Origin of the sequence: Curtobacterium sp. Leaf261 (assembly GCF_001422205.1) — a bacterium.
Taxonomy (GTDB): Bacteria; Actinomycetota; Actinomycetes; order Actinomycetales; family Microbacteriaceae; genus Curtobacterium.
The window spans coordinates 66,809-91,783 of the sequence record NZ_LMMJ01000010.1 but is presented as its reverse complement, the minus strand read 5'-3'; the positions used below and the strand labels follow the sequence as shown (position 1 = coordinate 91,783).

At 71.0% G+C, this 24,975-nt stretch carries 26 protein-coding genes; 8 read left to right on the top strand and 18 right to left on the bottom strand.

All coding sequences use genetic code 11. The features are described 5' to 3' along the window. Positions 1-56: 56 nt before the first annotated feature. Positions 57-557 carry a hypothetical protein gene (locus tag ASF23_RS13680; RefSeq protein ID WP_055954714.1) on the top strand — a complete coding sequence of 167 codons (501 nt, stop codon included), beginning with the start codon at positions 57-59 and terminating at the stop codon, positions 555-557. Here ASF23_RS13680 and ASF23_RS13675 read toward each other — a convergent pair. The 4 genes from ASF23_RS13675 to ASF23_RS13660 all read right to left on the bottom strand — a co-directional run bounded on the left by ASF23_RS13675 (position 511) and on the right by ASF23_RS13660 (position 4,392). Beyond that, positions 511-2,295, bottom strand: a complete 1,785-nt coding sequence (locus ASF23_RS13675; protein ID WP_055954712.1) for an MDR family MFS transporter — start codon at positions 2,293-2,295, stop codon at positions 511-513. The two genes, ASF23_RS13680 and ASF23_RS13675, sit on opposite strands and share 47 nt — an antisense overlap. After that, positions 2,292-2,957 carry a TetR/AcrR family transcriptional regulator gene (locus ASF23_RS18585; RefSeq protein ID WP_055954710.1) on the bottom strand — a complete coding sequence of 222 codons (666 nt, stop codon included), beginning with the start codon at positions 2,955-2,957 and terminating at the stop codon, positions 2,292-2,294. Before ASF23_RS18585 ends, ASF23_RS13675 begins: the two co-directional genes overlap by 4 nt. Before the next feature lie 81 nt (positions 2,958-3,038). Then, positions 3,039-3,551 (bottom strand): GNAT family N-acetyltransferase, encoded by a 513-nt coding sequence (locus ASF23_RS13665; RefSeq protein ID WP_055954706.1) that lies wholly within the window; start codon positions 3,549-3,551, stop codon positions 3,039-3,041. 163 nt (positions 3,552-3,714) lie between these two features. After that, positions 3,715-4,392: an HAD family hydrolase gene (locus tag ASF23_RS13660; RefSeq protein WP_055954703.1), complete on the bottom strand. Its 678-nt coding sequence runs from the start codon at positions 4,390-4,392 to the stop codon at positions 3,715-3,717. 189 nt (positions 4,393-4,581) lie between these two features. Here ASF23_RS13660 and ASF23_RS13655 point away from each other — a divergent pair, with 189 nt between their 5' ends. Further along, complete coding sequence (locus tag ASF23_RS13655) at positions 4,582-4,806, top strand: hypothetical protein (RefSeq protein WP_055955497.1); 225 nt, start codon at positions 4,582-4,584, stop codon at positions 4,804-4,806. A gap of 72 nt (positions 4,807-4,878) precedes the next feature. Here the strand turns inward: ASF23_RS13655 and ASF23_RS13650 are convergent, their stop codons facing one another. The 3 genes from ASF23_RS13650 to ASF23_RS13640 form a co-directional block, all read right to left on the bottom strand. Continuing rightward, positions 4,879-5,346, bottom strand: a complete 468-nt coding sequence (locus ASF23_RS13650; RefSeq protein ID WP_055954700.1) for a MarR family winged helix-turn-helix transcriptional regulator — start codon at positions 5,344-5,346, stop codon at positions 4,879-4,881. Between the two features lies 1 nt (position 5,347). Beyond that, entirely contained in the window at positions 5,348-7,048 is a 1,701-nt protein-coding gene (locus ASF23_RS13645; RefSeq protein WP_082474218.1) for an MDR family MFS transporter, read from the bottom strand. A gap of 227 nt (positions 7,049-7,275) precedes the next feature. Beyond that, entirely contained in the window at positions 7,276-7,893 is a 618-nt protein-coding gene (locus ASF23_RS13640; RefSeq protein WP_055954695.1) for a helix-turn-helix domain-containing protein, read from the bottom strand. Between the two features lie 68 nt (positions 7,894-7,961). Here ASF23_RS13640 and ASF23_RS13635 point away from each other — a divergent pair, with 68 nt between their 5' ends. After that, positions 7,962-8,963 (top strand): NAD(P)/FAD-dependent oxidoreductase, encoded by a 1,002-nt coding sequence (locus ASF23_RS13635; protein ID WP_055954692.1) that lies wholly within the window; start codon positions 7,962-7,964, stop codon positions 8,961-8,963. 247 nt (positions 8,964-9,210) lie between these two features. Here ASF23_RS13635 and ASF23_RS13630 read toward each other — a convergent pair whose 3' ends face one another. The 8 genes from ASF23_RS13630 to ASF23_RS13595 all read right to left on the bottom strand — a co-directional run bounded on the left by ASF23_RS13630 (position 9,211) and on the right by ASF23_RS13595 (position 18,130). Then, entirely contained in the window at positions 9,211-9,864 is a 654-nt protein-coding gene (locus ASF23_RS13630; RefSeq protein WP_055954689.1) for a pentapeptide repeat-containing protein, read from the bottom strand. 267 nt (positions 9,865-10,131) lie between these two features. Next, a complete protein-coding gene (locus tag ASF23_RS13625) occupies positions 10,132-11,895 on the bottom strand; it encodes a hypothetical protein (RefSeq protein ID WP_055954686.1) in 1,764 nt (587 codons plus the stop codon). 237 nt (positions 11,896-12,132) lie between these two features. Further along, positions 12,133-13,149: an NAD-dependent epimerase/dehydratase family protein gene (locus ASF23_RS13620; RefSeq protein WP_055954683.1), complete on the bottom strand. Its 1,017-nt coding sequence runs from the start codon at positions 13,147-13,149 to the stop codon at positions 12,133-12,135. After that, positions 13,149-14,336, bottom strand: coding sequence for a zinc-dependent alcohol dehydrogenase (locus ASF23_RS13615; RefSeq protein WP_055954679.1), 1,188 nt, complete (start codon positions 14,334-14,336; stop codon positions 13,149-13,151). Before ASF23_RS13615 ends, ASF23_RS13620 begins: the two co-directional genes overlap by 1 nt. Before the next feature lie 75 nt (positions 14,337-14,411). Then, positions 14,412-15,236 (bottom strand): sulfite exporter TauE/SafE family protein, encoded by an 825-nt coding sequence (locus tag ASF23_RS13610; RefSeq protein ID WP_055954676.1) that lies wholly within the window; start codon positions 15,234-15,236, stop codon positions 14,412-14,414. A gap of 113 nt (positions 15,237-15,349) precedes the next feature. Further along, complete coding sequence (locus ASF23_RS13605; protein ID WP_055954673.1) at positions 15,350-16,522, bottom strand: peptidoglycan DD-metalloendopeptidase family protein; 1,173 nt, start codon at positions 16,520-16,522, stop codon at positions 15,350-15,352. Between the two features lie 250 nt (positions 16,523-16,772). Then, complete coding sequence (locus ASF23_RS13600) at positions 16,773-17,765, bottom strand: DUF1648 domain-containing protein (RefSeq protein ID WP_055954671.1); 993 nt, start codon at positions 17,763-17,765, stop codon at positions 16,773-16,775. Next, on the bottom strand, positions 17,762-18,130 hold the full coding sequence (locus ASF23_RS13595; RefSeq protein WP_055954668.1) for a GntR family transcriptional regulator: 369 nt from the start codon (positions 18,128-18,130) through the stop codon (positions 17,762-17,764). Before ASF23_RS13595 ends, ASF23_RS13600 begins: the two co-directional genes overlap by 4 nt. Before the next feature lie 171 nt (positions 18,131-18,301). Between ASF23_RS13595 and mgrA the strand changes: the two genes are divergently transcribed. Beyond that, the gene (gene mgrA, locus ASF23_RS13590; RefSeq protein WP_055954665.1) at positions 18,302-19,342 is read left to right on the top strand and encodes an L-glyceraldehyde 3-phosphate reductase; all 1,041 of its coding nucleotides are present in this window, start codon (positions 18,302-18,304) and stop codon (positions 19,340-19,342) included. Positions 19,343-19,605: 263 nt separating this feature from the next. On the opposite strand, the gene ASF23_RS13585 is transcribed toward mgrA, so the two are convergent. Then, positions 19,606-20,046, bottom strand: a complete 441-nt coding sequence (locus ASF23_RS13585) for a hypothetical protein (RefSeq protein ID WP_055954660.1) — start codon at positions 20,044-20,046, stop codon at positions 19,606-19,608. A 180-nt stretch (positions 20,047-20,226) separates the two neighbouring features. Here ASF23_RS13585 and ASF23_RS13580 point away from each other — a divergent pair, with 180 nt between their 5' ends. From ASF23_RS13580 to ASF23_RS13565, 4 genes are all read left to right on the top strand, one after another. Then, positions 20,227-20,637: an ester cyclase gene (locus tag ASF23_RS13580; RefSeq protein WP_055954657.1), complete on the top strand. Its 411-nt coding sequence runs from the start codon at positions 20,227-20,229 to the stop codon at positions 20,635-20,637. 206 nt (positions 20,638-20,843) lie between these two features. Beyond that, entirely contained in the window at positions 20,844-21,878 is a 1,035-nt protein-coding gene (locus tag ASF23_RS13575; protein ID WP_055954654.1) for an NAD(P)-dependent alcohol dehydrogenase, read from the top strand. Between the two features lie 70 nt (positions 21,879-21,948). Beyond that, positions 21,949-22,410: a MerR family transcriptional regulator gene (locus tag ASF23_RS13570; protein ID WP_055954651.1), complete on the top strand. Its 462-nt coding sequence runs from the start codon at positions 21,949-21,951 to the stop codon at positions 22,408-22,410. Positions 22,411-22,525: 115 nt separating this feature from the next. Beyond that, a complete protein-coding gene (locus ASF23_RS13565) occupies positions 22,526-23,353 on the top strand; it encodes a hypothetical protein (RefSeq protein ID WP_055954648.1) in 828 nt (275 codons plus the stop codon). Positions 23,354-23,416: 63 nt separating this feature from the next. On the opposite strand, the gene ASF23_RS13560 is transcribed toward ASF23_RS13565, so the two are convergent. Continuing rightward, the gene (locus ASF23_RS13560; RefSeq protein WP_055954645.1) at positions 23,417-24,184 is read right to left on the bottom strand and encodes an SDR family NAD(P)-dependent oxidoreductase; all 768 of its coding nucleotides are present in this window, start codon (positions 24,182-24,184) and stop codon (positions 23,417-23,419) included. Positions 24,185-24,344: 160 nt separating this feature from the next. Further along, a complete protein-coding gene (locus ASF23_RS13555) occupies positions 24,345-24,923 on the bottom strand; it encodes a TetR/AcrR family transcriptional regulator C-terminal domain-containing protein (RefSeq protein ID WP_055954642.1) in 579 nt (192 codons plus the stop codon). Positions 24,924-24,975 lie beyond the last annotated feature (52 nt).

Below are 24,975 nucleotides of genomic sequence, written 5' to 3'. Positions count from 1 at the left end.
CGCAGGCAGGCGCGATCGAGGGACCCCGACACCGTCGGGCCGAGGAGGCAACCACCGTGACCGACGAGGGCAACGACATCATCGCCAGGGCAGCGCGGAAGGTGCACGACGCGATCGACGCCGCCGGCACGCTCCCGGACGGCAGCCGACACGCCCTGCACGACCTGGCGGGCCGCGCGCAGGACGCAGCGCACGCCGTGGTCGCGAGCGACACCGTCCGCGACCTCGCGGACCGCGCCGAGCACCTCGTGCAGGACGTGACGGACCGGGCCGAGGCCGTCGTGCACGACGTGACGGCGCGAGCCGAGACGGTCGTGGACGACGTCGCCGATCGTGCCGAGACCGTCGTGCACGACGTCGCGGACCGCGCCGAGACGGTCGCGCAGGACCTCGCGGACCGAGCCGGGAGCGCGGCCGAGACGGTCGCCCTCGTCGCGATGGACGCCGCCGACGAACTCCGCCGCCACTACCGCCGCGGCGTCCGCATCGGCGGCGCCGTCGGCGTCGGCGTCATCGCCCTCCTGGTCGTCGTCCTGCTCCGCTCGCATCGCCGCTGACCAGGGCTCCATCCGCGCGCTCGGAGTCGGACGCGTCCGCTCCCGAGTCTGCGTCCGCGTCCGCCGTGCCAGAGCCGGCGCTCGTGCCGGTACCGGTTCCGCTGCCCGCACGATGCGCCCGCTCGAGCTCGTCCGCCTCCGCACCGCCGACCGCCTCGCCACGCGCGACCATGCCGGCCACGTCCGCGAGCGTGATCTGCGGCAGGAACAGCGCGAGGAGGAACGCCGCCGCGACGAACGGCAGGAGGTACCAGAACACCGGGGCGAGCGAGTCGGCGTAGGCGTTCACGATGCCGTCCTGCACCGCCTCGGGGAGCTTCGCGACGGTCGCCGGGTCGATGCTCCCGGCCGATGACGCCGCCCCGGACGCCGAGCCGCCCGCGTTCGTGAACACGTCGGTGAGCGAGGACGTCAGGCGCGAGGTGAACAGTGCCCCGAAGACCGCGACGCCGAGGGAGGCGCCGACCTCGCGGAAGTAGTTGTTCGTGCTGGTCGCGGTGCCGACGACCTGCGCCGGCACCGAGTTCTGTGCGACGAGCACCACGACCTGCATGATGAGCCCGAGTCCGGCGCCGAAGACGAACAGGTAGACGCAGATCAGCCAGATCGGCGTGCTCGCGGCCAGGGTGGTCATGCAGAGCATCGCGACCGCGACGAGGATCGTGCCCACGATCGGGAACATCCGGTAACGCCCGGTCTTGGTGATCAGGTTCCCGGAGACGATCGAGGTCCCGATGAGCCCGACCATCATCGGGAGCATGAGGAGCCCCGAGACGGCAGCCGAGGTGCCGGACGACATCTGCAGGAACGTCGGGACGAAACCGATCGCGGCGAACATGCCGACACCGAGCACGAACCCGATCCCGGTCGCGGTGAGGAACGTGCGGTTGCGGAAGAGCGACAGCGGGAGCACCGGGTCCTCGGCGCGCGCCTCCACGAACACCAGGAGCGAGGCCGCCACGACGAGACCAGCGGCCCAGAGCCAGGTCACGCCGGCTCCCCACCCGTGGTCCGCGTTGCCGCCGGACTCGGTGAAGAACACCAGGCACGCGGTCGCGGCGGACATCAGCACGACCCCGAGGACGTCGACCTTCTTCTCCGCCGTCTTGCTCGGCAGGGTCAGCGCGAACCAGGCGATGAAGAACGCCGCGATGCCGACCGGGATGTTGATGTAGAACGCCCAGTTCCAGGTGAGGTGGTCGACGAAGAACCCGCCGAGCAGCGGACCGCCGATCGCGGAGAGGCCGAAGATGGCGCCGAGCGGGCCGAGGTACTTGCCGCGCTGCGAGGCGGGCACGATGTCCGCGATGATCGCCTGCGAGAGGATCATCAGGCCACCGCCGCCGAGGCCCTGCAGCGCGCGGAAGACCACGAGCTGCCAGAAGTCCCCGGCGAACGCGCATCCGGCGGACGCGATCGTGAAGAGCGCGATCGCGATGAGGAACAGGTTGCGGCGGCCGAGGACGTCACCGAACTTGCCGTAGATCGGCATCACGACGGTCGATGCGAGCAGGTACCCGGTCGTCAGCCACGCCTGGTGCGCGACGCCGCCGAGCTCGCCGACGATCGTCGGCATGGCGGTCGACACGATCGTCTGGTCGAGGCTCGAGAGGAGCATCCCGGCGATGAGCGCGGAGAAGATGATCCAGATCCGACGCTGGGTGAGGAGGAGCGGACCGGACGCGCTCGCTCGCGGGGTGCGGCGCCCTGGACGGGTCGGCGCGGTGGGGGTGCTCATGCGGTGGTCTCCAGGGTGATGGGCGACGCGGCGATGGGTGACGCGGCGGTGAGTGACGGCGTGACGGCGTCGACGGCGGCACGGAGGGTGTCGAGGACGAGGGTGTCGAGGTCCCCGGGCAGGTCGGTGTCCGGACCGGGGTGGACGAAGTACCGGGACGCCGCGGTCTGCATGATCGCGGTGGTCATGGCGACCGCGACGGCGGGGCGCGGGTCGTCGGGCGACAGACCCTCGCGCTGGCGGAGCGCGTCGACGAGGAGCCGGGACTGCTCCTCGCCGTTCGACATCGCCCTGGGCAGGAGGCTCGGCTCACGGTCGAGCGCGGCCTTGAACCGCAACCCCGCCTCGCGGGTCAGACCGTGCCGCTCGACGTGCACGAGGACCGCACGGCAGACCGTCTCGACGAGGCTCGCACCACGCGGCACGAGCCCACCCGACCGGAACTCGTCGAGCAGTGCGTCGTCGGCGCCGATCTCGATGCCGACGACGGCGTCCTCCTTCGAGGAGAAGTGGTTGAAGAACGTCCGGCGCGAGACCCCGACCTCGTCGCAGAGCTGTTCGATCGTGAACCCCGAGAGGCCCTGCTCGGCCGTGCGTCGGCGCGCCACGAACATCAGGTTCTGGCGGAGCGCACGGGTCCGCGCAGCGAGGGTCGGAATCACGTCGAACAGAATTGCACTGTCACCGCAACAGTGCAAGATGCAGTGACTGCAAGAATGCCGAGAGTTAGCGCGACCGCCTGGTCAGACGTCCTTCGCGAAGCAGAGCGAGAACGGCATGACGGCCGCGTAGGGCTCGTAGTTCTGGATCCGACGCCACCCGTGCTTGCCGTAGAGCGCGACGGCCTCGGGCTGCTTGTCCCCGGTCTGCAGGACGAGCCGTGCAGCGCCGTCCTCGCGGGCGACCACCTCCGCCTCGTCGAGCAGTGTCGTCGCGACGCGCTGCCCCCTGGCCGTCTCGAGGACCATCAGGCGCTTGACCTCGAGCTCGTCCGTCGGCGCAGCGCCGTCGATCGCGGTGCGCAGGCGCCGCACCGCGACGTGCCCGACGGCTTGCCCGCCGTCGTCGATCGCGAGGATGCTCGCCACCACGCCCGCCGGGTCCACCGCGAGCGCGCGGTCCCGGGCGTCGGTGACGTGCTGCGGCTCCGGGTCGTCGGCCGGCCGGGCGTACCGGACGTGCATGTCCTCGTCCATCGCAGTGCGGAGCGCGACACCGCGCGGGTCGTCCCAGGAGACACGTTCGATGGTGATCACGATCGACCATTCTCGCGCACCGCGGCGCGGTCGGTGGACGGACGGACGGGCGGACGGGAGGGACGGGGCGGGCTGGCACCGCGCCTCCAGGCCCACAGTGCGGGCGGACGGGAGGGACGGGACGGGCTGGCACCGCGCCTCCAGGCCGTCCGATGGTCGCGACCTACGGGCGCAGGTCGGCCAGCGGGCTGTCGTCGAGGTGCGCGAGGAGGTCCGCCGGGTCGTCGTAGACCGCGATCGCGCCGGCGTCGGTCAGCTCGGAGTCCGAGACACCGCCGCTCCGCACGCCGATGCAGCGGACCCCGGCACGACCGGCGGCCCGGACGTCCCACATCGCATCGCCGACCATCACGGCGTGGTCGGCATCGACCCCGGCCTGCGCGAGGGCGTTCTGGACGATGCCCGGGTCGGGCTTGGCGGCCTCGACGTCGTCGCCACCGGTGACCGCCCAGAGCGCACCCTCGATGTCGAGCAGCCCGCGGAGGACCGCGAGCTCGTTCTCCGGCGCACTGGTGGCGAGGACGACGGCGTGCCCGCGGTCGCTCAGGGCCCCGAGGAGCTCGCGCGCCCCGGGGAGCAGGTGCAGCCGGTCGAGGTGCTCGGCGAAGTACGCGGTCTGGAACGCCTTCGCCTGCTGTGCGGCGTCGGACTCGCTGGTGCCGAGCAGTTCCTCGAGGAGCATCGAGCCGTCCATGCCGATCAGCCGGTGGATCCGCCAGGCGTCGACCCGCTCCCCGACGGCGTCGAAGGCCCGTGTCCAGGCATCGACGTGCTGGAAGTTCGAGTCGACGAGGGTGCCGTCGATGTCGAAGAGGACGGCCGTGCCGGGTGAGTCTGCCATGGGACCAGCCAACACCGTGGGGTCCGTGCGGCGGGCCCCGGACGACGCTCCGACTGCGGTTCCTGTCCAGGCTGTGTGCCGAGGGGCCTGTCTGTGAACACGAGTGGTCCCGCCCGAGCATGATCGGCAGTGCACCGGTCGTGCGCACCCCGCGCCCGCATGGTCGCACCCGGACAGGAAGGCTTCATCATGGCGAACCCCGTCAAGTACCTCTCGAGCGTCGGCGTCAAGAGCGACTACGCCTACATCGGCGGCTTCGCCTCGATCGCGCTCGCACTGCTCTCCTGGGCCGTCTCGCGCGGCAAGAAGGGCGACGACAAGGCCCAGTCCGACCGCTGGGGCATCTTCATCGGCCACTGGGCACCGACGTTCATGGCGCTCGGCGTCGCGCTGTCCCTCGAAGAGAAGCGCTGACTCCTCCGTCAGACGAACCGCGGCCCCGATCCTCATCAGGATCGGGGCCGAGGTTCTTCGTCGTGGATCCCGTCAGTCGCGCATGGCGCGGAGCTTGCCGAGCAGGCGGACCAACTCGGACAGCTCGTCCCCGTCCCACTTCATGAGCCTCGACCGGAAGTCGCCACGCTCGGTCGCCCGGAGCTCCTCGACCCGCTCGACCGCGGCCGGGGTGGCGGTGAGGACCACGGCTCGCCCGTCGTTCGGGTCGTGCGCACGTTCCACGAGCCCGAGCTCCTCGAGCTGGTGCAGCTGGCGACTCAGAACGCTCTTGTCGTAGCCCAGGACGTCGGCCAGGTTCTTCGCCCCGCAGGACCCCTGGTGAATCAGGACGCTCAGCGTGCGGAACCCGGCCGGCTGCAGGACGGGGTCGATCCGCGCCGCGAAGTCCTTGGCCCGGAGCCGGTACGCCTCGAAGAGGATGACGAACTCCTCCTCGAGCCGGTCGACGTCCGCGGAGGTGACGCCGGTGGCGGTCGCGGCGGGGCGGTCGATCGTCATCTCAGGAGTCTGCGGCACGACCAGCACCGACCGGCTGGGAATCACGGTCCGCGTCCTGAGGGTCCTCGGCGGCTGTACCTGCGCCCGCAGCGGTCGCCACCGGTGCGGTCACGCTCGCCTGGTTGGGCATCCCGGGGGCCACCGACGCGGGGTCGATGCCGGGCTGCTCCGCGGCACGCTCGGCGACCGTCTGGGTGGTGAGCTCCTTGTTCGGCAGGAACGCGACGGCGATGATCGCGATGATCGCGATCGGTGCCGCGATGAGGAACACGTTCGCGATCCCCGTGCCGTACGCCGACTCGACGATGATGCGGACCGCTCGCGGCAGCTCTGCCACATTCGGGATCGATCCGCTCGCGAGCTCCTTGGCCACCGTGGCACCCTGGGCACCGAGCGACCTGACGGCCTCGGTCATCTCGGTCTGCTTGTCGCCGAGCAGCGTCGTGATGCGCGACCCGAGGATCGTGCCGAGGACCGAGACGCCGATGGTGCCGCCGAGCGAGCGGAAGAACGCGACACCGGCACTGGCCGACCCGATGTTCTTCGCCTCGGTGGTGTTCTGCACGACGAGCACCAGGTTCTGCATGACCGCACCGATGCCGGCACCCATGAGGAACATGAACACCCCGACGATCGGGTACGGGGTGTCGTAGGCGATCGTCCCCATCAGGAACATGCCCACCACCAGCGAGATCGTCCCGCCGACCATGTAGCGCTTCCACTTGCCGGTCTTGCTGATGATCGACCCGACGACGGTGCTCGAGAGCAGCAGACCGACGATCATCGGGAGCGTGAGGAGTCCGGACTCGGTGGGTGTGGCGCCACGGGCGAGCTGCATGTACTGCGCCAGGTAGACCGACGTGCCGAACATCGCGATGCCGACGACGACGCTCGCGATGACCGCGAGGGTGAACGTCCGGTTCTTGAACAGCGTCATCGGGAGGATCGGCTCCTCGGCACGGATCTCGACGACCACCGCGAGGACGAGCGCCACGACGGCACCGCCGACCATGAGGACGGTGGCGAGCGACGCCCAGCCGAACTGCGATCCGGCGAGGGTGACCCAGATGAGGAGGAGCGACACGCCACCGGCGATGAGCACGGCACCGAGGTAGTCGATCTTGACCTTGCGGGCCGCACGGGCCCGGAGCTTCAGCGTGAACTGCAGCAGGATGATCGCCGCGATCGCGAAGGGCACGCCGACGAAGAAGTTCCAGCGCCACCCGAGACCATCGGTCAGGAAGCCACCGAACAGCGGCCCACCGACCGTGCCGACCGCCATGACCGCACCGAAGAGCCCCATGTACCGACCGCGCTCCCGCGGGCTGATGATGTCGGCCATGATGATCTGGCTGAGGGCCGTGAGGCCACCGGCACCGACGCCCTGGAGCACGCGGAAGGTGATGAGCGTGCCGGGGTTCTGCGAGAAGCCGGCGAGGGCCGATCCGAGCACGAAGATCACGAGCGCGAGCTGGATCAGCAGCTTGCGGTTGAAGAGGTCGGCGAACTTGCCCCAGACCGGGGTCGTGACCGTGGTCGCGAGGAGCGTCGACGTGACGACCCACGTGTAGGCCGACTCACCGCCGCCGAGGTCCCCGATGATCCGAGGCAGGGACGTGCTGACGACGGTCGAGGCGAGGATCGCGACGAACATGCCGAGCAGGAGGCCGGAGAGGGCCTCGAGCACCTGACGGTGGGACATCTTCACCGGGGTGTCGTCGAGTCCGGCGGGGGCGCCCGCGGATCCGGAGGAGACGACCGCGGGTTCCGCGGTCAGAGCGTGCCGTGACATCGAGTTGCCAATCCGGTCCGCACTCGGCGGACCTCTCTACGGGGGTTGCGCGATGCCACGCTGCATCGTTTGGTTGATCTATGTCAACTATGCGCCGCTGGTTGATGAATGTCAACTACATGGTTGACGAGAGTGAACTACTTCGTCGTCGGACGCGCCCGCACGTGCGCCCGCTCCCCCTGCGGCCCGTAGAGACACAGCACCTCCGCCGCCTCGTCCGACTCGTTCGCGAACCAGTGCGGTGTGTGCGTGTCGAACTCCGCGACCTCTCCCGGCCCGAGCACGAGGTCGTGGTCGCCGAGCACGAGACGCAGGCGCCCGGACAGCACGTACATCCACTCCCATCCCTCGTGGGTGTTCGGCGTCGGGGCACCACCGGGCCAGTGCGGCGGGATCAGCTGCTTGAACGAGCGGATGCCGCCCGCGCGCCGGGTCAGTGGCACGACCGTCATCCCGTGGTGCCGCTCCGGCTTCAGGTGCACGAGCGGGTCACCCGTCTCGGGCGCTCCGACGAGGTCGTCGAGCGGGACACGGTGCGCGCGCGCGAGGGGCAGCAGGAGTTCGAGCGTCGGTTTCCGCTGCCCGGACTCCAGGCGCGACAGGGTGCTCACCGAGATGCCGGTCTCCGCGGCGAGCTGCGCGAGCGTCTGGTTCCGGCGGGTGCGCTGGGCACGGAGGCGTGGGCCGACCGCGTCGATGACGGAATCCGTCGTGACGGGGCCGGTGCGGGCCTCCCGGCTGTCTGGTTCGACCATGCTCCTGATCTTGCCACTCCGGCAACGAACGTTGCTGATCTGGCCCGGGCTGGTCGACACTCGTCGGCATGACAGCAATCGCAGATCAGTACGACGTGGTCGTCGTCGGCGGCAGCGCCGCCGGCCTGAGTGCAGCACTCACCCTCGGACGCTCGCGGCGGTCCGTGCTCGTCGTGGATGCGGGCGAACCGCGGAACGCGCGTGCTGCGGGCGTGCACAACTACCTGGGGCAGGAGGGCACGAGTCCGGCGGAGCTCGCCGAGATCGGGCGGGCGGAGGTCCGGCAGTACGGCGGGCTCACCACGGACGGAAGGGTCGTGGCTGCGTGGCTCGTCGACCCTGCGACTGCCGGAACGCACGACGGCATCGCGTTCCGGGTCGACCTCGAGGACGGACGCTCCGTCGTGGCCCGCCGTCTCGTCGTGGCGAGCGGCGCCGTCGACGTCCTGCCCGACGTGCCGGGACTCGCCGAGTTCTGGGGCACCGGGGTCGTGCACTGCCCGTACTGCCACGGGTGGGAGGTCCGGGACCGCGCCATCGGGGTGCTCCTCACCTCGGCGATGCAGGTCCATCAGGTGCACATGTTCCGGCAGCTCAGCGAGGACGTGACGGTGTTCGTGACGGACCCCGCGCTCGTGGACGAGGAGGCCCGGGTCCGGATGCGCGCTCGTGGCATCCAGGTGATCGACGGGCCGGTGGTGTCGGTGATCGGCTGCGGATCGGGTCCGGAGCGGCGGCTCGCCGGGGTGCAGCTCGGGGACGGTTCGGTCGTGGCGGTCGAGGCACTCGCGGCGACGAGCTCGGTCGAGGCTCAGGTGGACTTCCTGGCGGGGCTCGGGCTGCACGCCGAGGACCAGGTGGTGAACGGCATGCGATTCGGGAGCGTGCTCGCCGTCGGGCCGACCGGGGCGACGACGGTGCCGGGGGTGTACGCCGCCGGGAACGTCACGAACGCGGCGACGATCGTCGTCGCCGCGAGTGCTGCCGGGGCCTGGGTGGGCGCGGCGGTGAACGGCGACCTCGTGCTGGCCGACGTCGAGACGGCGCTCGCCGGGACGCTCGCGGGCTGAGGGACGCGGGCTGACCGGCGCGGGCTGACGGGCGCGGGCTGACGGGCGCGGGCTGACGGGCGCGGTGGGCTGCTCGCTCGGCTTGTCGGCCCGGAGGATTCGCGTGGTTGGACGTCCCCCCATGCTCGACGTCCAACCGCGCTCTGCCACGGTTTCACGCGACGGTCGTCGGAGCAATGGTCCGAGAGGATGAACTGCCCCCGCCGTCGGACCCAGTTCAGGGGACGTGCTGCCCCGTACCCGGTCGTCAGTCCTCGACGATCACGCCCGCCGCTCGTGCGAACGCCGCCGCCATGAACACCACCTGGTCGCCGCTCAGCACAGCGCCCCGGAGTTGCGCGGCGTCGGTCACCCCGTCGAGCGACGCGCTGCGCAGGTCGACGTCGCGGAGCCTCGCACCGCCGGCACCGAGCTCGCGGATCGTGCACCCGGGGAACGCGACCCGCTCGAGCTGGGCGGAGCCGAGGTCGAGCTCGTCGATCACGCAGTCCTCGAACGTGACGTCGTGCATCGTGGTCGAGCGGAGGTTCACGAAGCCGAGCTTCGCGCCGACGATCCGGACGTCGTCGAGCACGGAGTCGTAGAGCTCGGCGGAGCCGATCCGACCCGAGGCGATCCGGACGCCGCGCCAGGTCGAGCGGGGTGCGCGGAGGACCGGGGCGTCGAGGACCTCGATCGTGGAGTCGCGGATGCGGAGCCCGCGGAGGTCGGCGTCGGACGCGGCGAGGGTCCCGAAGGTGCAGTCCTCCACGTCGAGCTCGGTCAGGTCGCGCCCTGCGATGTCGAGGTCGCCGACCATCCGACCCTCGAGCGCGTCGCCGGGGAGCAGGTCGTCCGCGCCGCCCGGCTCGAGCCCGGGGAGCGTGATCCGGTTGTGTCGAGGGGCCTGAGTCGCGCGCATGGGTCCATCGTGGCAGGGGTGCGTGCCTCGGCGTGCGCGAGTGCCGGCCGGTGCCGGTGCCGGTGCGTGTGCTGGTGCCGGTGCGTGTGGGTGCCGGCGCGTGTGGGCATGCCGACGACGGTTGCTCGTGCGGACGACCGAGCAGCTGTCGTCCGCACGCGCGGATGCCGAGCAGCCCCGTGTGCGGACACCGCGCACGCCCCGCACAGCACGAACGCCCCTGCCGGATCCGGCGGGGGCGTTCGGCGTCTGTGGGCCGTCCGGGTGTCAGTCCGTGCGGGTCTCGAAGCCCGCACGGTCGACCCGGCGGTGGTACGGCATGCCGAGTGCGCCGCCGGCGATCGCGCCGAGGAGCGTCAGCGCGAGGACGACGACGATCGCGCCGATGCCGATGAGCACGCCGTTGTCGCCCTGGAACACGGTGTCCATGGCCGGGGTGGTGCCGCCACCCATGGCGAGGGGGGTCTTCGAGCCGTACGCCCACCCGAGCAGACCGACGACGATGAGGAAGAACAGCCCCCAGAACCACGTCGCGAGACCCTGCTTGACGCCGGCGAACCGTGCCATGCGACCGGCCACGTACCCGCCGCACATCGCGGAGACGAACAGGATCACGGCGATGACCACGACCAGGACGATCGACTCGACGCCCATGCTCCCGCTCGAGATCGACTGCACGCTGCCGAGGCCGAACAGCCCGACTCCGAACCCGACGAGCGCCGACAGGATGACGAAGACCCCGGTCATCGCGATGGCCCCGTAGAACCCGGAGCCCCATTTGAAGCCCGCGTAGGCCTCCCGCTGGCGATCGAGGACCTCCTCGTGGGTGATCTGCGCGGGCACCGCTGCGGGGGTCGGCTCCGGGAACCGGCCGCGGGCCGGCTCCTGGTCACTGACCGGCTCGGGGCGACGGTCGTCCTGACTGATCGGGGGCAGGGGTGCTGCGGCGGGGAACCGGGTCGTCTCGGCCTCGGAAGCCCGGTCGGCGTCGGAGGCTCGGGCGGCGTCGGAGGCTCGGTCGGCGTCGTCGACCGACGATTCGGCCGGAGAGGTCGGGCCCGCGACCGTGTCGGAGATGGGGACGTAGGCACCGATCGGCGTCGTCCGCTCCGGCTCGACGGGCTTCGCGGGCTCGACGAGGGGCGGAGCGGCTGCGGCGGCTGCCGGCAGCCGGTCGTACGCCGCGGTGGGCGCGTCGGTCCGGTCGTCGATCACGTCGGTCTCGTCGGCGCGGCTGGACGCGTCGTACTGGTCGGTCGCGTCGTGCCGGTCGGTCGCGTCATGCTGGTCGGTCGCGTCGTGCTGGTCGGTCGCGTCGTACCGGTCGGTCGCGTCGTGCTGGTCGGTCGCGTCGTGCTCGTCGGTCGCGTCGTCTCCGACGGCCGGGAGGACCGTGGTGCTCTGGTCGTCGTGCCGCGCCTCCGCCGAGTGGGGCGCGTCCGTCCCCGTGGGCAGGCCGAAGGTCGGCTGGTCGTCGTCCTGCTGCCCCGCATCCTGCACGGCCGGCGCGTCGACCATCGGGTTCGGGCGGGTGTCGCTCGCGTCCGGGTGGTCGATGTCGATGGTGGCCGGCGGGGTGCCGGGGGCCCCGAGGGAGTCGTCGCCGGCCCGCTGCTCGTTGTTCGCGAAGTCCGGGTCGTGCTCGACGTCGCGGAGCTCGTCCGGCTGGCCGTCGTCGTCGCGATCAGCACGCTCGTCCGAGCCGCCGAAGTCCACCGCAGGACGGTCCGCACCCTCGTCCGAGCGCTGGTCCGAGCCGCCGAAGTCCACCGCGGGACGGTCCGCGCCCTCGTCGGCACGCTCGTCCGAGCCGCCGAAGTCCACCGCCGGACGGTCCGCGGGCACGGACTCGTCGGAACCCGGCTCGACCGGCGGCTCACTCGCGGGCTCCGAGCCCTGCCCGTGTTCCGCCGGCACGGTGAACGGGTCGTTCGTGGGTGCAGCGGGGTGTCCGCCGTCGTGGTCGGCGCCGTTCGCGTGGTCGATGCCGTCCTCGTGGTCCGGGCGTCGCTCGTCGTCGGGGTTGCTCATGTGGGCCTCCTCGGGCTGTGCATGGATCTCACGCGCTGACACCCAGCAAACTCGGAACGCCCGCGGGGTGTTCTCCCACGGTAGGGCTGGCCGACCCCGCCACCGCGCCGAACACCCCGTCCGGCGCGAACCCCCAGCTCCCCGGCGCCGCTCGGAACACCCTCGTCCGCCGCGAACACCCGCGTCCACGTGTTCGCGCCGGACGCGGGTGTTCGGAACACGTCGCACCCCGATGGCCTACCCGCGGAGCGGCCCCGACGCCGGCACTGACACCCCGTCGGCGAACCCGGCCACCAGGTCGGCGAGCGCGTCGACGGAGGTGTGTCGCGCCTCCCAACCGAGCTCCTCGCGCGCACGGTCCGTGCGCATGATCGGGACGCCGGCGGCGATGTCGATCCACCCGGCATCCGTGGGCTGGAGGCGCAGCCGCCACGTCAGCGTGACGATCCCGCGGAGGAGCCCCAGCGGGATCCTGACCGCGCGCCGCATGCCGAGCACCTCGGCGATGATCGGCGGGGTGAGGACCGGGGACGCCGCGATGTTGAAGGCCCCGGCGGCGCGCTTCGCGACCACGAGCCAGTACGCCTCGGCGACGTCGTCGGCGTGCACGGCCTGGAACACGAACGGTCCGGGGAGCGGCAGCACCGCCCACTTGATCCAGTTCACGGCACGCATCGGGACGACTCGGCCGAGGAACAGTCCACGGATCTCGGCCGCGGCCTGTCGCTGGAAGATCAGTCCCGGGCGGAGCCGTGTCACGACGATGTCATCGTGTGCTGCCGCGAACACGTCGAGCGCCGCCTCGTTGATGGCCTTGTGCACGCTGTATGTCGCGGACGGGATGCCGTCGACCGGCCATGACTCGTCGACGCGGAGACGCTTGTCCGTCGCCCGGTACGCACCGACCGACGACGCGACGACGACCTGCGCCACCCCTGCCCGCGCGACCGCGTCGAGGACGGCTTCCGTCCCGTCGACGTCCACCGCGTACTGCACCGGGATGTCGTGGGTCGGCTGGAGTGCCCACGCCAGGTGGATCACGGCGTCGACGCCGTCGAACAGCCTCGTGAGCGCGTCCGCCGCCGCCGGCAGTCCGATGTCGACGCTGTGCCACTCGACACCGTCGTAGGGCAACACCGACCGGTCGGGGATGCGCCGTGCGATCCCGACCACCTGCACGTCCGGCTCGGCGTGCAGGCGTCGGAGCACCGCGGTCCCGACGTTCCCCGTCGCGCCGACGACGGCGATCCGCATCAGGACGCGCTGCCGGGGCTCAGGACGACCTTGACGCAGCCGTCCTGCTTCTTCTGGAACACCTCGTACATGTGCGGGGCCTCCTCGAGACGGACCCGGTGCGTCGTCAGGTCGAGCGCTCCGAGCGGATCCGACGAGTCCTCGAGCAGCGGCTGGATCTCGTCGACCCAACGGAGGACGTTGCACTGCCCCTCACGGAGCGTGATCTGCTTGTCGAACATCGTCTTCAGGGGCATCGGGTCGGCGACGCCGCCGTACACGCCACTCAGTGAGATCGTGCCGCCACGACGGACGACGTCGATCGCGGTGGTCACGGCTGCGAGCCGGTCGACGCCGACCGTCTCGAACGCCTTCTGCGCGAGTTTGTCGGGCAGGAGCCCCGCCACGGTCTGGACGGCCGACGCTGCCGGGCTGCCGTGCGCCTCCATCCCGACCGCGTCGACGACGCCGTCGGGTCCGCGACCGTCGGTCAGGTCACGGAGCCGGTCGGCGATGTCGTCCTGCATGTCGAACACCTCGACGCCGTGCCGCTCGGCCATCGCACGGCGGACCGGCTCCGGCTCGACGGCGAGCACCCGGTAGCCGCGGTGCACGCCGATCCGGGCCGCGAATTGCCCGACGGGTCCGAGCCCGAGCACGACGAGGGTGCCGCCGTCCGGCACGTTCGCGAAGTCGACGCCCTGCCACGCGGTCGGGATGATGTCGCTGAGGAACAGGTACTGCTCGTCAGGACCCTCCGGCGGGATGACGATGTGGTTGTTGTCCGCGAGGGGGACGCGGAGGAACTCGGCCTGACCGCCGGGGACCTGGCCGTACATCTTCGAGAAGCCGAACAGCGAGGCCCCGGAACCGTACTCGGTGACCTGGGTGGTCTCGCACTGCGACTGGAGCCCGCGCATGCACATCCAGCAGTGGCCGCACGCGATGTTGAACGGGATGACGACGCGGTCGCCGACCTTGAGTCGTGAGACGGCCGAGCCGACCTCCTCGACGATGCCCATCGGTTCGTGCCCGAGGATGTCACCCTTGTCGAGGTACGGGCCGAGCACCTTGTACAGGTGCAGGTCCGATCCGCAGATCGCTGTGGACGTGATCCGGATGATCGCGTCGGTCGGGAGTTCGATCGTCGGGTCTGGGACCGTCTCGACGCTGACCTTCTCGGTGCCCTGCCATGTGAGTGCTCGCATCGTGCATGGTTACGCCCCTCGCCTCCGAGCGCGTCCGTCGCAGTCCTCAACGCGCATCCGCGTCCGTCGCAGTCCTCAACGCGCATCCGCGTCCGTCGTCGCCACCCGCCGTCCCCGCCGCAGCACGATGACCGCGACGACGACCAGGAACGCGGCGAAGAGCCACGAGCCGACCCGGGGATCGACGGCGCGCGCGAGGACCGCCCCGAACGGCGAGACGACGGCGGCGGTGATCCCCACCGTCAGCCCGATGCGCAGGTCGACCGAGCCCCGACGCAGGTTCGCGATCGTGCCGGACACCGACGTCGGGATCATGGTCAGGAGCGAGGTGCCCTTCGCGAGCAGGTCCCCCGCGCCCAGCACCAGTTCGAGACCGGGCACGATCACCACCCCGCCGCCGACGCCCACGAGCCCCGACAGGACACCGGAGAGCAGCCCGATCCCGAGGAGCACGATCGCCTCGACGAGGCCGTACCGCACGTCCCCACCCCGCGACGGCACCGCGACGACGAGCGACACGAGCACCACGGCGATGAACCCGACGAAGATCCACGGGAGCACGCGGAGCGGCAGTCGCCGGAGGAGCCGCGCGCCGAGCGGTGCGCCGGCGACACTGCCGACCGCGAGGGTGAGGGCGGCGAGCCAGTCCACCTCGCCCTGCAGTCCGTACGTGAGCGCCCCGACGACGGCAGCGGGCGCGATCGCGACGAGGGAGGTCGACGACGCTCGGCGCTGGTCCATCCCGACGAAGGCCATGAGCGCCGGCACGACGATGACGCCGCCGCCGACGCCGAAGAGTCCGGAGAGGACACCGGCGACGACGCCGATCGCGACGAGCACGACGAGTGCTCTCACGGACGGGCGACGGGATGGGCGAGGCGGACGGGAGGCGCGGGTCACCGCTCCAGGCTAGGCGTGCGGTCGCGGAGACGGGAGCGCTGCGAGGGACGGGCGCGCACCGTGCGCACCGCACTCGTCGTGCGCATCCCTCCCGTCGTGCGCACCGCGCGCTCCTACCGGAAGGAGAGGATCGTGAGCGGGTCGACGAGCGTGCCGTTCACCCGGGTCTCGACGTGCACGTGGGGCCCCGTCACCTGGCCGGTGTTCCCGGACAGGCCGATCACGGTGTTCAGCGAGACCGTCTGGCCCTTCGTGACGTTGATCGCGCTGAGGTGCGCCGTGAGCACCGTGGTGACCCCGTAGGTCACGACGACGTAGTTGCCGTACGTGGCGTTGCCGGTGATGGTCGTCGTCACGGTTCCGGTCCCGGAGGCGTACACCGTCGTCCCGATGCCGACCCCGGCATCGGCGCCCTGGTGGTAGCGCGGCACATGTCCGACGCCGCGATCGTCGCCGTAGCGACCGGTGATCCGCTGGCTGACGACGGGCCACCGGAGGCCGGCCACGGGCCGGCTCGACCACGCGAGCGTCCCGGAGGCGCCGTAGAGGACCACACTGCCGTCGACCTGCATGAGGAGCTGTCCCGCTCCGGCGCGGGGTGTCCCGCTCGACCAGACCGCGTGCCGGTCGGCGGCGTACACGACGAAGTTCCCGTCGGCCTGCACCGCGGCCGTGGCACCCGGCCATCGAGAGGTCCCCGTCGACCACGTCGCCCGCGTGCCGTCGTACTGCACGAGGTTGCCGTCCGGCTGCATCACGAGGCGGAGCCCGCTGTTCGCCGCAGCGCGGAGCGTCGTGTTCGGCAGGAGGACCTGGCCGGCGGCGACGCGGTCCTGGTACGCGCTCGCGTGCCAGGCGTTGGCGCCGCTCGCCTGGCGCATGGCGAAGTCACCGTCGTCGCCGACGACGAGGGACACCGCGCCACGACCGCTCGACCCGGTCGACCAGACCGCCTTGCCGGCGCGGTAGATCACGAGGTTGCCGTCGGCCTGGGGCACGAACGTGGCGCCGGATGCCTTCGCGGTGTTGCTGGCCCACAGGACGCGGTTCCCGATGCCGTACATGACGAGGTTGCCGTCGCCCTGCGCCGTGAGCCGGAACTGGCCGTTCGGGCTCGTCACGACACTGCCTGCGACGAGGACGGTGCCGGCCGGGACGCTGCCGACGAAGGGCGCGGTCGCGGCCTGCGCGGGGACACCCACGACGAGGGCGACCGCGGTGAGCGCGATGCTCACCAGGAGGGCGAGGATGAGCGGCAGTGTCCCGCGCTGGCGTGTGCTGGTCATGACGAAGGTCCCTGGAAGTCCACGGACTCCCGTGTCGGGCCCGTCAGAGCATGCTCGTCGCGATGACTCCATGCCGGCAGTCCCACCTCGGGGGGCTGTTGCGCTCGCCACCACTGTGCAGGCCACTCCGCGTGTGCAGGCCGCCCCCCGCGGGTGACGGGCGCTCTCGCGGGTCAGGCGGGGCGCGCGCGGGTCAGTGTGCGGCGCGGATCAGGCGGGGCGCTCGCAGGTCAGGCGGAGTGCGCGCAGGTCAGTGTGCGGCACGGTGTCGGACGAGGAGCGCGGCGGCGACGGCAGCGGCCTCGTCGGCATCGCGCGTGGTGATCGCGGAGAGGCCGCCGCTGACGTTCGTCACGACGATCCCGGGGCCCCGACGCGACACGTAGGCACGACGGCCGGGTGAGGTCCGCCACCCCCAGCCGCCCCATGCCATCGGCTCGATGACGTCGACGTCGACCGACTCCATGGCGTCGAGCGGGATTCGCATGAGCGGGATGCCGAACATCGCCGTCACGAGTCGGACCCCGCGCTGGTCCACCGTGAGCCGCACGCGGCCGATCACGATGACGGCGACCGCAGACACGAGCATCGCGACCATCGCCACGACCGGGATCCCGGCGCTGCCGAACACCGTGGTGAGCAGCATCACGACACCGGCGAGGAACAGCAGGGCCCCGACCCACTCGAAGAGGAGCGATCCCGTCCGGCCGGTCCAGGCCAGCCGTTCGCCGGGGCGGGTCTGGACCGGCACCACGCGGTCGGCGTCGGGGACTGGCGCGAGCTCGAACGGGAGCAGCAGCCACGGGACCCCGCCCCAGAGCAGTGACGCGATGACCACGGCCAGCCCCCACCCGAGCACGGCGTCCTCCGCGGAGCCGGCCTGGACGGTGACCGAGGCCGACACGATCCACGCAGCGCCGATCACCGCCGCCGTCGACGCGATGACCGTCGCGAGGGCACGCGCCTGTCGGCCGTCACGGCTCCGCACCAGCACGATCGTCCCGATGACGGCGAGTGCGGCGGTGATCGCCATGGTCACCGCGAAGAAGCTCCACGTCCCGCTGAAGCCGTCCGGACGACCGGTCGCCGGCCAGTGGCTCGCGATCCGGTCCGGCAGGCTCGCGCGGAGTGACGTCGCCGCGACGAGCAGCGCCACCACCGGCCCCCAGAGGGACACTCCCGCGGCTGTCCGTCGGAGCGCTACCGGTCCGATCGTCGTCGAGGCCCGCGGTGTCGTCGTCATCGTTCCATTCCCTTGATCATCGTCGCGAGGTCGTTCGCGCTCATCCCGAGCGCTCGGGCCTGGTGCACGAGCGCAGCCGCCGCCGCCCGGAGCCCGATCGTCCGATCGGACCCGTCTGCCGCGGGGTCGCCCGCCAGCACGACCGCACCCCGACCCCGACGGAGTTCGATGAGCCCCTCGGACCGGAGCGCGTCGTACGCCCGGAGCACGGTGTGCATGTTGATGCCGAGTCCCGCGGCGAGCTCCCTGGCGGCCGGGAGTCGCTCGCCGGCGACGACCGAGCCGTCGGCGATGCCGCCCCGGATCTGCGCCGCGACCTGCTCGGCGAGGGACACCCTGGCGTTCGGCTCGACCCGGATCAGCATGTTCTAGTTCTATGCGAACAACACCCGAAGGTCAAGAGGCAAGGGGAATCTGATGTACCAGTATGCACCGGTCCTCCACAGGCCGACGTTGTCCACAGATCAGTGCCAGTGCGCTCGCGACCGCCGTCGACCGGGCACAGTGGAGGCATCCGCTCGAAAGGACCGCACCACATGACCTACGCCGCCTCCCCCGACCGCTACGACTCCATGCCCTACCGGCGCACCGGCCGCTCGGGGCTCGACCTGCCGCTGCTCTCGCTCGGCTACTGGCACAACTTCGGAGACGACCGGTCGTTCGAGTCCCAGCGGGCGATCAGCCGTCGTGCGTTCGACCTCGGCATCACCCACCACGACCTCGCGAACAACTACGGGCCGCCGTACGGGTCCGCCGAGGTGAACTTCGGCCGACTGATGCGCGAGGACTTCCGCCCCTACCGCGATGAGATGGTGATCTCGACCAAGGCGGGCTGGGACATGTGGCCGGGGCCGTACGGGCAGGGCGGCGGTGGGCGCAAGTACATGCTCGCCTCGCTCGACCAGTCGCTCGACCGCATGGGCCTCGACTACGTCGACATCTTCTACTCGCACCGCCTCGACGCCTCGACACCGCTCGAGGAGACGATGGGCGCGCTCCACACCGCCGTCCAACAGGGCAAGGCGCTGTACGTCGGCATCTCCTCCTACGACGCCGAACGCACCCGGCAGGCTGCGGCGATCCTCCGGGAGCTCGGCACACCGCTGCTCATCCACCAGCCCTCCTACTCCATGCTCAACCGCTGGATCGAGACGGAGGGCCTGCTCGACGCCACGGCAGAGATCGGCGCCGGCGTCATCGGGTTCACGGCGCTCGCGCAGGGACTCCTGACGGACAAGTACCTCGACGGCGTCCCGGACGGCTCGCGCGCATCGAAGGGTGACTCGTTCGATCCGTCGGTCATCACGGACGAGGTCGTCGGCCACCTGCGCGCTCTGTCGGACATCGCAGCGGCTCGGGGTCAGTCGCTGGCGCAGCTCGCTCTGGCGTGGGCGCTGCGCGACGAGCGGGTCACCTCGCTCGTGATCGGGGCGTCCCGCGTCGAGCAGCTCGAGCAGAACGTCGCGGCACTCGGCAACCTGTCCTTCACCGAGGACGAGCTCCGCGCGATCGACGAGCACGCGGTCGAGTCGACCGGCGTCGACCTGTGGGCGGGGGCACGCGTCGGCGAGATCTGAGCGCGCACGTCGGCGACATCTGAGCGCACGCGTCGGCCAGATCTGAGCACGCGTCGGCCAGATCTGAGTGCGCGCGTCGGCTCCATCTGAGCAGGTAGGTCGGCCAGATCTGAGCGGGTGGTCCGGAGAGATCTGAGCGGGTAGGTCGGCGAGACCTGAGCGGGTCGGTGCAGGTGACCGGTCTTGGTCACCTGCACCGCGCCTCCAGTCCGGATCGCGCATCAGCGCATCAGCGCACGTGGGTCAGCGCCTGCGCATCCGCGTCAGTGCGTGGTCGAGATGAGGTACGAGACCGACGTACCCGGGGTGCTGATGCTCACCGAGTAGTCGTCGTCGGTGTACGTGGCCTGGGTCTTCGAGCCGCCGTCGCTCTTGTCGAAGCCCGCCTTCTCGAGCGCCTTCGCAGCACGGGCGAAGCCGCCCTTCGTCGCGGGCGAGATGGTCGCGCTCCAGCCGTTGTCCGCGTCCCCGCGGGCAACGATGACGTCGCCGTCGACGAGCGGGACGGCCTTCGGGAAGTTCGCCGGGACCTGCTGCGACGCCGGGGACGACGAGGCAGTCGACGCCGAGGCGGACCCCGACGCAGAGGAACTGCTCGAACCGGTCGCGCAGCCGGAGAGGAGCGCGGCCGCCGCGAGGACGGTCGCACCGACGGTGACGATCTTGACGGAGGTGGAACGGGTTGTGGAGCTGAGGTGGAACATGTGACCTTCTGTGCGAGTGGTGCGTTTCGTGTGAACACCCCAGCGTCCCGCATGTCGGCTGGACGTTCCTCGAACCGGTGCAGTATCGCCCGTGGGGTACGCCCACCTGAGGCTCTCGGAACACCTGCGGCGTAGCAACGGACGCGGCGCGGAGAGACCGAGCCGCGAGAGGAGCACCACATGGCGACCGAGATCACCGAGGGCGGCCAGGCCACACTCGACGCACGCGACCGCATGCGCGACCAGGACGCACCGCTCGAGGAGCGCTTCGACCCGGAGTTCACCGACCACGACCCGGCGCCGGGGCAGCCGGAGGACGGCAGTGGCATCGCCTGGTTCTGGGAGCAGTTCGGCACGTCGTTCTCCGACCTCGAGCGCGACGTCATCGAGACCATCGCGACCCCGACGAAGATCATCACGGTGATGGACCTCTCCGGCACCCACACCGGCGAGTTCATGGGGCATGCGCCGACCGGCAAGCGCTTCACCGTCCGGAACGTGCAGGTCATCGGGTACCGGGACGGCCGCGCGGTCGACCGATGGGGTGCGACCGACCAGCTCGGCATCCTGCAGCAGCTCGGGCTCATCTGAGCGGTCGCGCCTCCGGCCGTCCGTGTCGCACCACGATCGGCGCATCGCCCCATCCGTGGTCGGTGGTGCCACGCGGCAAGAGTGGTGTCACGCGGCAAGAGCTGTGCCACGCGGCAGGGGTGCCGCGCGGCAAGAGTGGCGCCACGCGGCAAGAGTGGTGCGGGGCCCTTGCGCTGGAGTGGACTCCAGCGCATAGCGTCACCCTCATGCGATCAACCACGGGGTACGCCCTCCTCGAACCCGGCACCGAACTGCGGGAGTGGGCCTTCGACCGTCGCGACCCCCGCCCGGACGACGTCGTCGTGCGCGTGACACACACCGGGGTGTGCCACTCCGACATCCACACCATCGACGACATCGGGGCCGATGGCCTGCCGCTGGTCCCCGGACACGAGTTCACCGGCGAGGTCGTCGCCGTCGGGGCAGAGGTCACCGGGTTCGCGACCGGGGACCTCGTCGCCGTCGGGAACATCGTCGACTCGTGCGGTGTGTGTGAGAACTGCCTCGACGCCGAGGAGCCGTACTGCCTGGAGTTCCCGACCACGACCTACAACGGCCGCGACCGGGTCGACGGCTCGATCACCCGCGGCGGGTACTCGCACGAGTACGTCGTCCGGGAGCGGTTCGTGTACCACCTGCCGACATCGCTCGACCCCGCGGGCGTCGCGCCGCTGATGTGCGCCGGGATCACGGTGTGGCAGCCGCTCTCCCGGTACGAGGTCGGTCCGGGGACCGAGGTCGGTGTGGTCGGACTCGGCGGACTCGGACACCTCGCGGTGAAGTTCGCGAAGGCGCTCGGTGCCCGCGTGACGGTGTTCACGACCTCGCCGTCGAAGGCAGCGGACGCCCGGGAGCTCGGTGCGGACGACGTCATCGTGTCGAGCGACGCCGACGCGATGGATGCTGCCGCTCGCCGGTTCGACTTCATCCTCGACACCGCGGCGGGCAAGCACCCGATCACGCCCTATGTCAGGACGCTCGCGATGGACGGGACGATCTGCATGCTCGGCATCCCGGACCAGTACGAGGTCGACGCCTTCACCCTGCTGAACGGTCGGCGCCGGTTGACCTCGTCGGGCTCCGGCGGGACCCGTGACACCCAGGCCATGCTCGACTTCGCGGGTGCGCACGGGATCGTGGCCGACGTGGAGGTCCTCCCGGCGGCGCAGGTGAACACCGCGCTCGACCGCCTCCGCGCGAACGACGTGCGTTGGCGGTTCGTGCTCGACTTCACCGCGTGAGCCCGCACGCAGGCCGCACGCCGCACGCCGCACGCCGCACGCCGCACGCCGCACTGGGTAGCGTGAGCGCATGAGCACCGTGATCGAGTCCTCGGTCGGCACCCTCGGCATCCGTGAGGTCGCCGAGCGGACCGGCATCAGCGTCGACGCCCTCCGTTGGTACGAACGCGAGAGACTCATCCCCGACGTCGGCCGCACCTCCGACGGGCGCCGCCGCTACACCCCGGCGGCGATGCGCTTCGTCCGCCTCGTCCAGGCACTCCGTCGCACAGGCATGCCGGTCGCCGAGGTCCGTGAGTTCGTGCAGATCGGTCGCGGCGAGCTCGCGAACCACCCGCCCCGTCTCGCGATCCTCGAACGACAGGCTGCGGCGATCGAGGAGCACCGCCGCCAGCTCGACGAGGACCAGGCGATCATCGACGCCAAGATCGCCGACTACCACCGGCTCATCGCCCTCGGCATCGACTGCGAGGACGAGACCGCCGCGCAGGCCGCGCGCGCGACACAGGCCGTCATGGACTGCACCACCTGACGGACGGCCGGCGGTGGAACGACCGGTGTCGTGCCTCCAGACCGGGCGCCCGGAACACCGGGATGGGCCGGTCGGCCGATGCGGCCGACGCGACCCGCCTCGTATCGTCGGACCCATGCTCCGACGCTCCACCATCACCGCCACAGCCCTGACGCTCATGCTCGCCGGTGCGGTCTGCGGATGCGCGACCGGGCCGGGAGGCACGACCTCCTCCGCCTCGTCGGCGGCGGTCCCGCAGCTGGACCCGCAGGTCGCGTCCACCCTCGACGACGCACTCGGCGCGGTCCGCGCGAGCACGGGGGTCGACTCGGCGACGAAGCGCGTCGAGCTCCACCAGAGCTACACCGCGGCGGACGGGACGGACGTCACACCCGAGGGACTCGACGCGTGGAACAACCGTGACGCCGGCCCCGAGGCACCGCGACCGATCGGTGCCGTCGACGAGGACGACGGGGCCCTCCCGCCGGTACCGACCCCGACCGCACGGCCCATGCCACCGGCGGGAGCGACCGAGCGGCACACCCTCTCGGCCGAGTTCGTCGTCACGATGGACGCCGCTTCGACACCGGCGCAGGCAGCAGCGGTACCGGTCGCGATGGCGAAGCGGATCGCGTGGACCGGCGTCGCCCTGTCGCTGCAGGTCCCCGCCGGGCCCGGCCGGGTGCTGAGCTCTGTGACCTACTCCGGCACGTTCGACCAGACGATCCCCGACGCCACCGCCCTCGGCGTCGCAGAGGGACTCGCCACCCTCGCGGCAACCCCCGGTGTGACCGGACTCGAGGCGAGCATCCCGCAGACGATGCGCGTCGACTACGGCTCGCTGACGATCGGGGTCGCTCCCGCCGACGACGCGACCCTGGCCCGGGTCCGCTCGGTCATCGACACGACGGCGTTCGCGGAGACGACGCTGCACGGGTCGTTCGGCAACGGTGCGAAGCCCTGACGTCGTCCCGGACCCGAACGCACCGCACCGCACCACACCGCACCGACCGGTGGACCGTTCCGGTCAGAGCCCGACGCTGCCCTGTGAGATCCCTCCATCGATGGTGACCGTCGTGCTCGTCATGTAAGACGCCTTGCCGGAGGCGAGGAACACCACGACGTCGGCGATGTCCTCGGGTTCGGCGAGACGACCGAGCGGGATCGCGGCGTCGAGCTTCCGCAGCTTGTCCTCGTCCGAGGTCGTCGCCGTGTTGATCGGGGTGTCGACCGCCCCGGGAGCGATGTTGACGATCCGGACACCGTGCGGCCCGAGCTCCACGCCACCGCTCCGTGCGAGCATCCGCATGCCGCCCTTCGAGATGCAGTAGGCGAGGTTGCCCGGCATCGGCCAGTCCTCGTGCACGCTCGAGATGTTGAGCACGAGACCGCCGTCGCCCTGCGCGATGAACTGCTTCGCCGCGTGCTGGGTCGCGAAGAACGCACTCTTCATGTTGACGGCCATCACACGGTCGTAGCCCTCCTCCGTCTCCTCGAGGAGGGACTTCCGATCCTCCATCCCGGCGTTGTTCACCAGGACGTCGAGCCGACCGAACCGACTGACCGCCGTCTCGATCATCGTCGCGAGGTCACCCGCGCTGGTGATGTCCGCGTCGACGCCGACGGCCTTGCCGCCCGCCTCCTCGATCCGGGCGATGAGTGCGTCGGTGGCGTCAGCGTGCGCGACGTAGTCGATGACGATGTTCGCCCCCTCGGACGCCGCGGCGATGCAGATCTGTTCACCGATGCCGCTGTTGCCGCCGGTCACGACGATGGTCTTGCCGTCGAGGAGCATGGGGATTCCTTCCGAGGGGGTCGAAGCGGCGCCGTCGGCACCGCTGGCACTGCCGCACCAGCATCCACCCGCCGTTCTGAGCGACCGCAGAGGCGATGCCGCACCGCGGTTCGAGACCGCTCAGGACCTTTCGAGACCGCTCAGGACCTCTCGAGACCGCTCAAGGCCTCGACGTGACTTCGAGACCGACGAGGATCATCCGGAGCCCTGCCTCGAACGCCTGCTCGTGCGTCGGGATGCCGAGGTGCTCCTCGGCGGCGACGGCACGACCCTCCGCCTGGTCCGGGTCTGCCTGCTGCTCGAGCGCACTGCCGACGGTGAACCGGCTCGCCGCGAGCATCCCGGCGATCGCGTCGGCCTGCGGGAGCCCGGACTGCTCGAGGAACCCGAGTTTCTGCACCAGCCGATCCCTGGTGTCCCCGGACGGCGTCGAACCGGCATGCAGCCGAGCGCCGTCGCGATGGTCGAGGAGTGCGATGCGGAAGCGCCGGTGGTTCTCCAGGAACCACGCACGCCAGTCTTCGCCGACGGTCGGCAGCGGTACGTCGTCGAGCGGCTCCACCGCGGCGTCCGCCATCGCCGTCAACAGCTCCTGCTTGTTGCGGAAGTGCCAGTAGAGGGACGGCTGCTCCACCCCGAGCCGGCGTGCGAGGGCCCGGGTGCTCACGCCGTCGAGCCCGACCTCGTCGAGGAGCGCGAGTGCCTCGTGCACCACCGCATCGCGCTCGAGCTTCGCCATGGTTGACAGCCTATCAGCGATAGGCGCACACTGTGGATCGACCGACTATCAC

Excerpts from the sequence above, each read along its gene's own strand:
- ASF23_RS13675 (WP_055954712.1), bottom strand. The coding sequence starts at position 2,295 with ATGAGCACCCCCACCGCGCCGACCCGTCCAGGGCGCCGCACCCCGCGA.
- ASF23_RS13660 (WP_055954703.1), bottom strand. The coding sequence starts at position 4,392 with ATGGCAGACTCACCCGGCACGGCCGTCCTCTTCGACATCGACGGCACC.
- ASF23_RS13655 (WP_055955497.1), top strand. The coding sequence starts at position 4,582 with ATGGCGAACCCCGTCAAGTACCTCTCGAGCGTCGGCGTCAAGAGCGAC.
- ASF23_RS13650 (WP_055954700.1), bottom strand. The coding sequence starts at position 5,346 with ATGACGATCGACCGCCCCGCCGCGACCGCCACCGGCGTCACCTCCGCG.
- ASF23_RS13645 (WP_082474218.1), bottom strand. The coding sequence starts at position 7,048 with ATGTCCCACCGTCAGGTGCTCGAGGCCCTCTCCGGCCTCCTGCTCGGC.
- ASF23_RS13640 (WP_055954695.1), bottom strand. The coding sequence starts at position 7,893 with ATGGTCGAACCAGACAGCCGGGAGGCCCGCACCGGCCCCGTCACGACG.
- ASF23_RS13635 (WP_055954692.1), top strand. The coding sequence starts at position 7,962 with ATGACAGCAATCGCAGATCAGTACGACGTGGTCGTCGTCGGCGGCAGC.
- ASF23_RS13630 (WP_055954689.1), bottom strand. The coding sequence starts at position 9,864 with ATGCGCGCGACTCAGGCCCCTCGACACAACCGGATCACGCTCCCCGGG.
- ASF23_RS13625 (WP_055954686.1), bottom strand. The coding sequence starts at position 11,895 with ATGAGCAACCCCGACGACGAGCGACGCCCGGACCACGAGGACGGCATC.
- ASF23_RS13620 (WP_055954683.1), bottom strand. The coding sequence starts at position 13,149 with ATGCGGATCGCCGTCGTCGGCGCGACGGGGAACGTCGGGACCGCGGTG.
- ASF23_RS13615 (WP_055954679.1), bottom strand. The coding sequence starts at position 14,336 with ATGCGAGCACTCACATGGCAGGGCACCGAGAAGGTCAGCGTCGAGACG.
- ASF23_RS13605 (WP_055954673.1), bottom strand. The coding sequence starts at position 16,522 with ATGACCAGCACACGCCAGCGCGGGACACTGCCGCTCATCCTCGCCCTC.
- ASF23_RS13600 (WP_055954671.1), bottom strand. The coding sequence starts at position 17,765 with ATGACGACGACACCGCGGGCCTCGACGACGATCGGACCGGTAGCGCTC.
- ASF23_RS13595 (WP_055954668.1), bottom strand. The coding sequence starts at position 18,130 with ATGCTGATCCGGGTCGAGCCGAACGCCAGGGTGTCCCTCGCCGAGCAG.
- mgrA (WP_055954665.1), top strand. The coding sequence starts at position 18,302 with ATGACCTACGCCGCCTCCCCCGACCGCTACGACTCCATGCCCTACCGG.
- ASF23_RS13585 (WP_055954660.1), bottom strand. The coding sequence starts at position 20,046 with ATGTTCCACCTCAGCTCCACAACCCGTTCCACCTCCGTCAAGATCGTC.
- ASF23_RS13580 (WP_055954657.1), top strand. The coding sequence starts at position 20,227 with ATGGCGACCGAGATCACCGAGGGCGGCCAGGCCACACTCGACGCACGC.
- ASF23_RS13575 (WP_055954654.1), top strand. The coding sequence starts at position 20,844 with ATGCGATCAACCACGGGGTACGCCCTCCTCGAACCCGGCACCGAACTG.
- ASF23_RS13570 (WP_055954651.1), top strand. The coding sequence starts at position 21,949 with ATGAGCACCGTGATCGAGTCCTCGGTCGGCACCCTCGGCATCCGTGAG.
- ASF23_RS13565 (WP_055954648.1), top strand. The coding sequence starts at position 22,526 with ATGCTCCGACGCTCCACCATCACCGCCACAGCCCTGACGCTCATGCTC.
- ASF23_RS13560 (WP_055954645.1), bottom strand. The coding sequence starts at position 24,184 with ATGCTCCTCGACGGCAAGACCATCGTCGTGACCGGCGGCAACAGCGGC.
- ASF23_RS13555 (WP_055954642.1), bottom strand. The coding sequence starts at position 24,923 with ATGGCGAAGCTCGAGCGCGATGCGGTGGTGCACGAGGCACTCGCGCTC.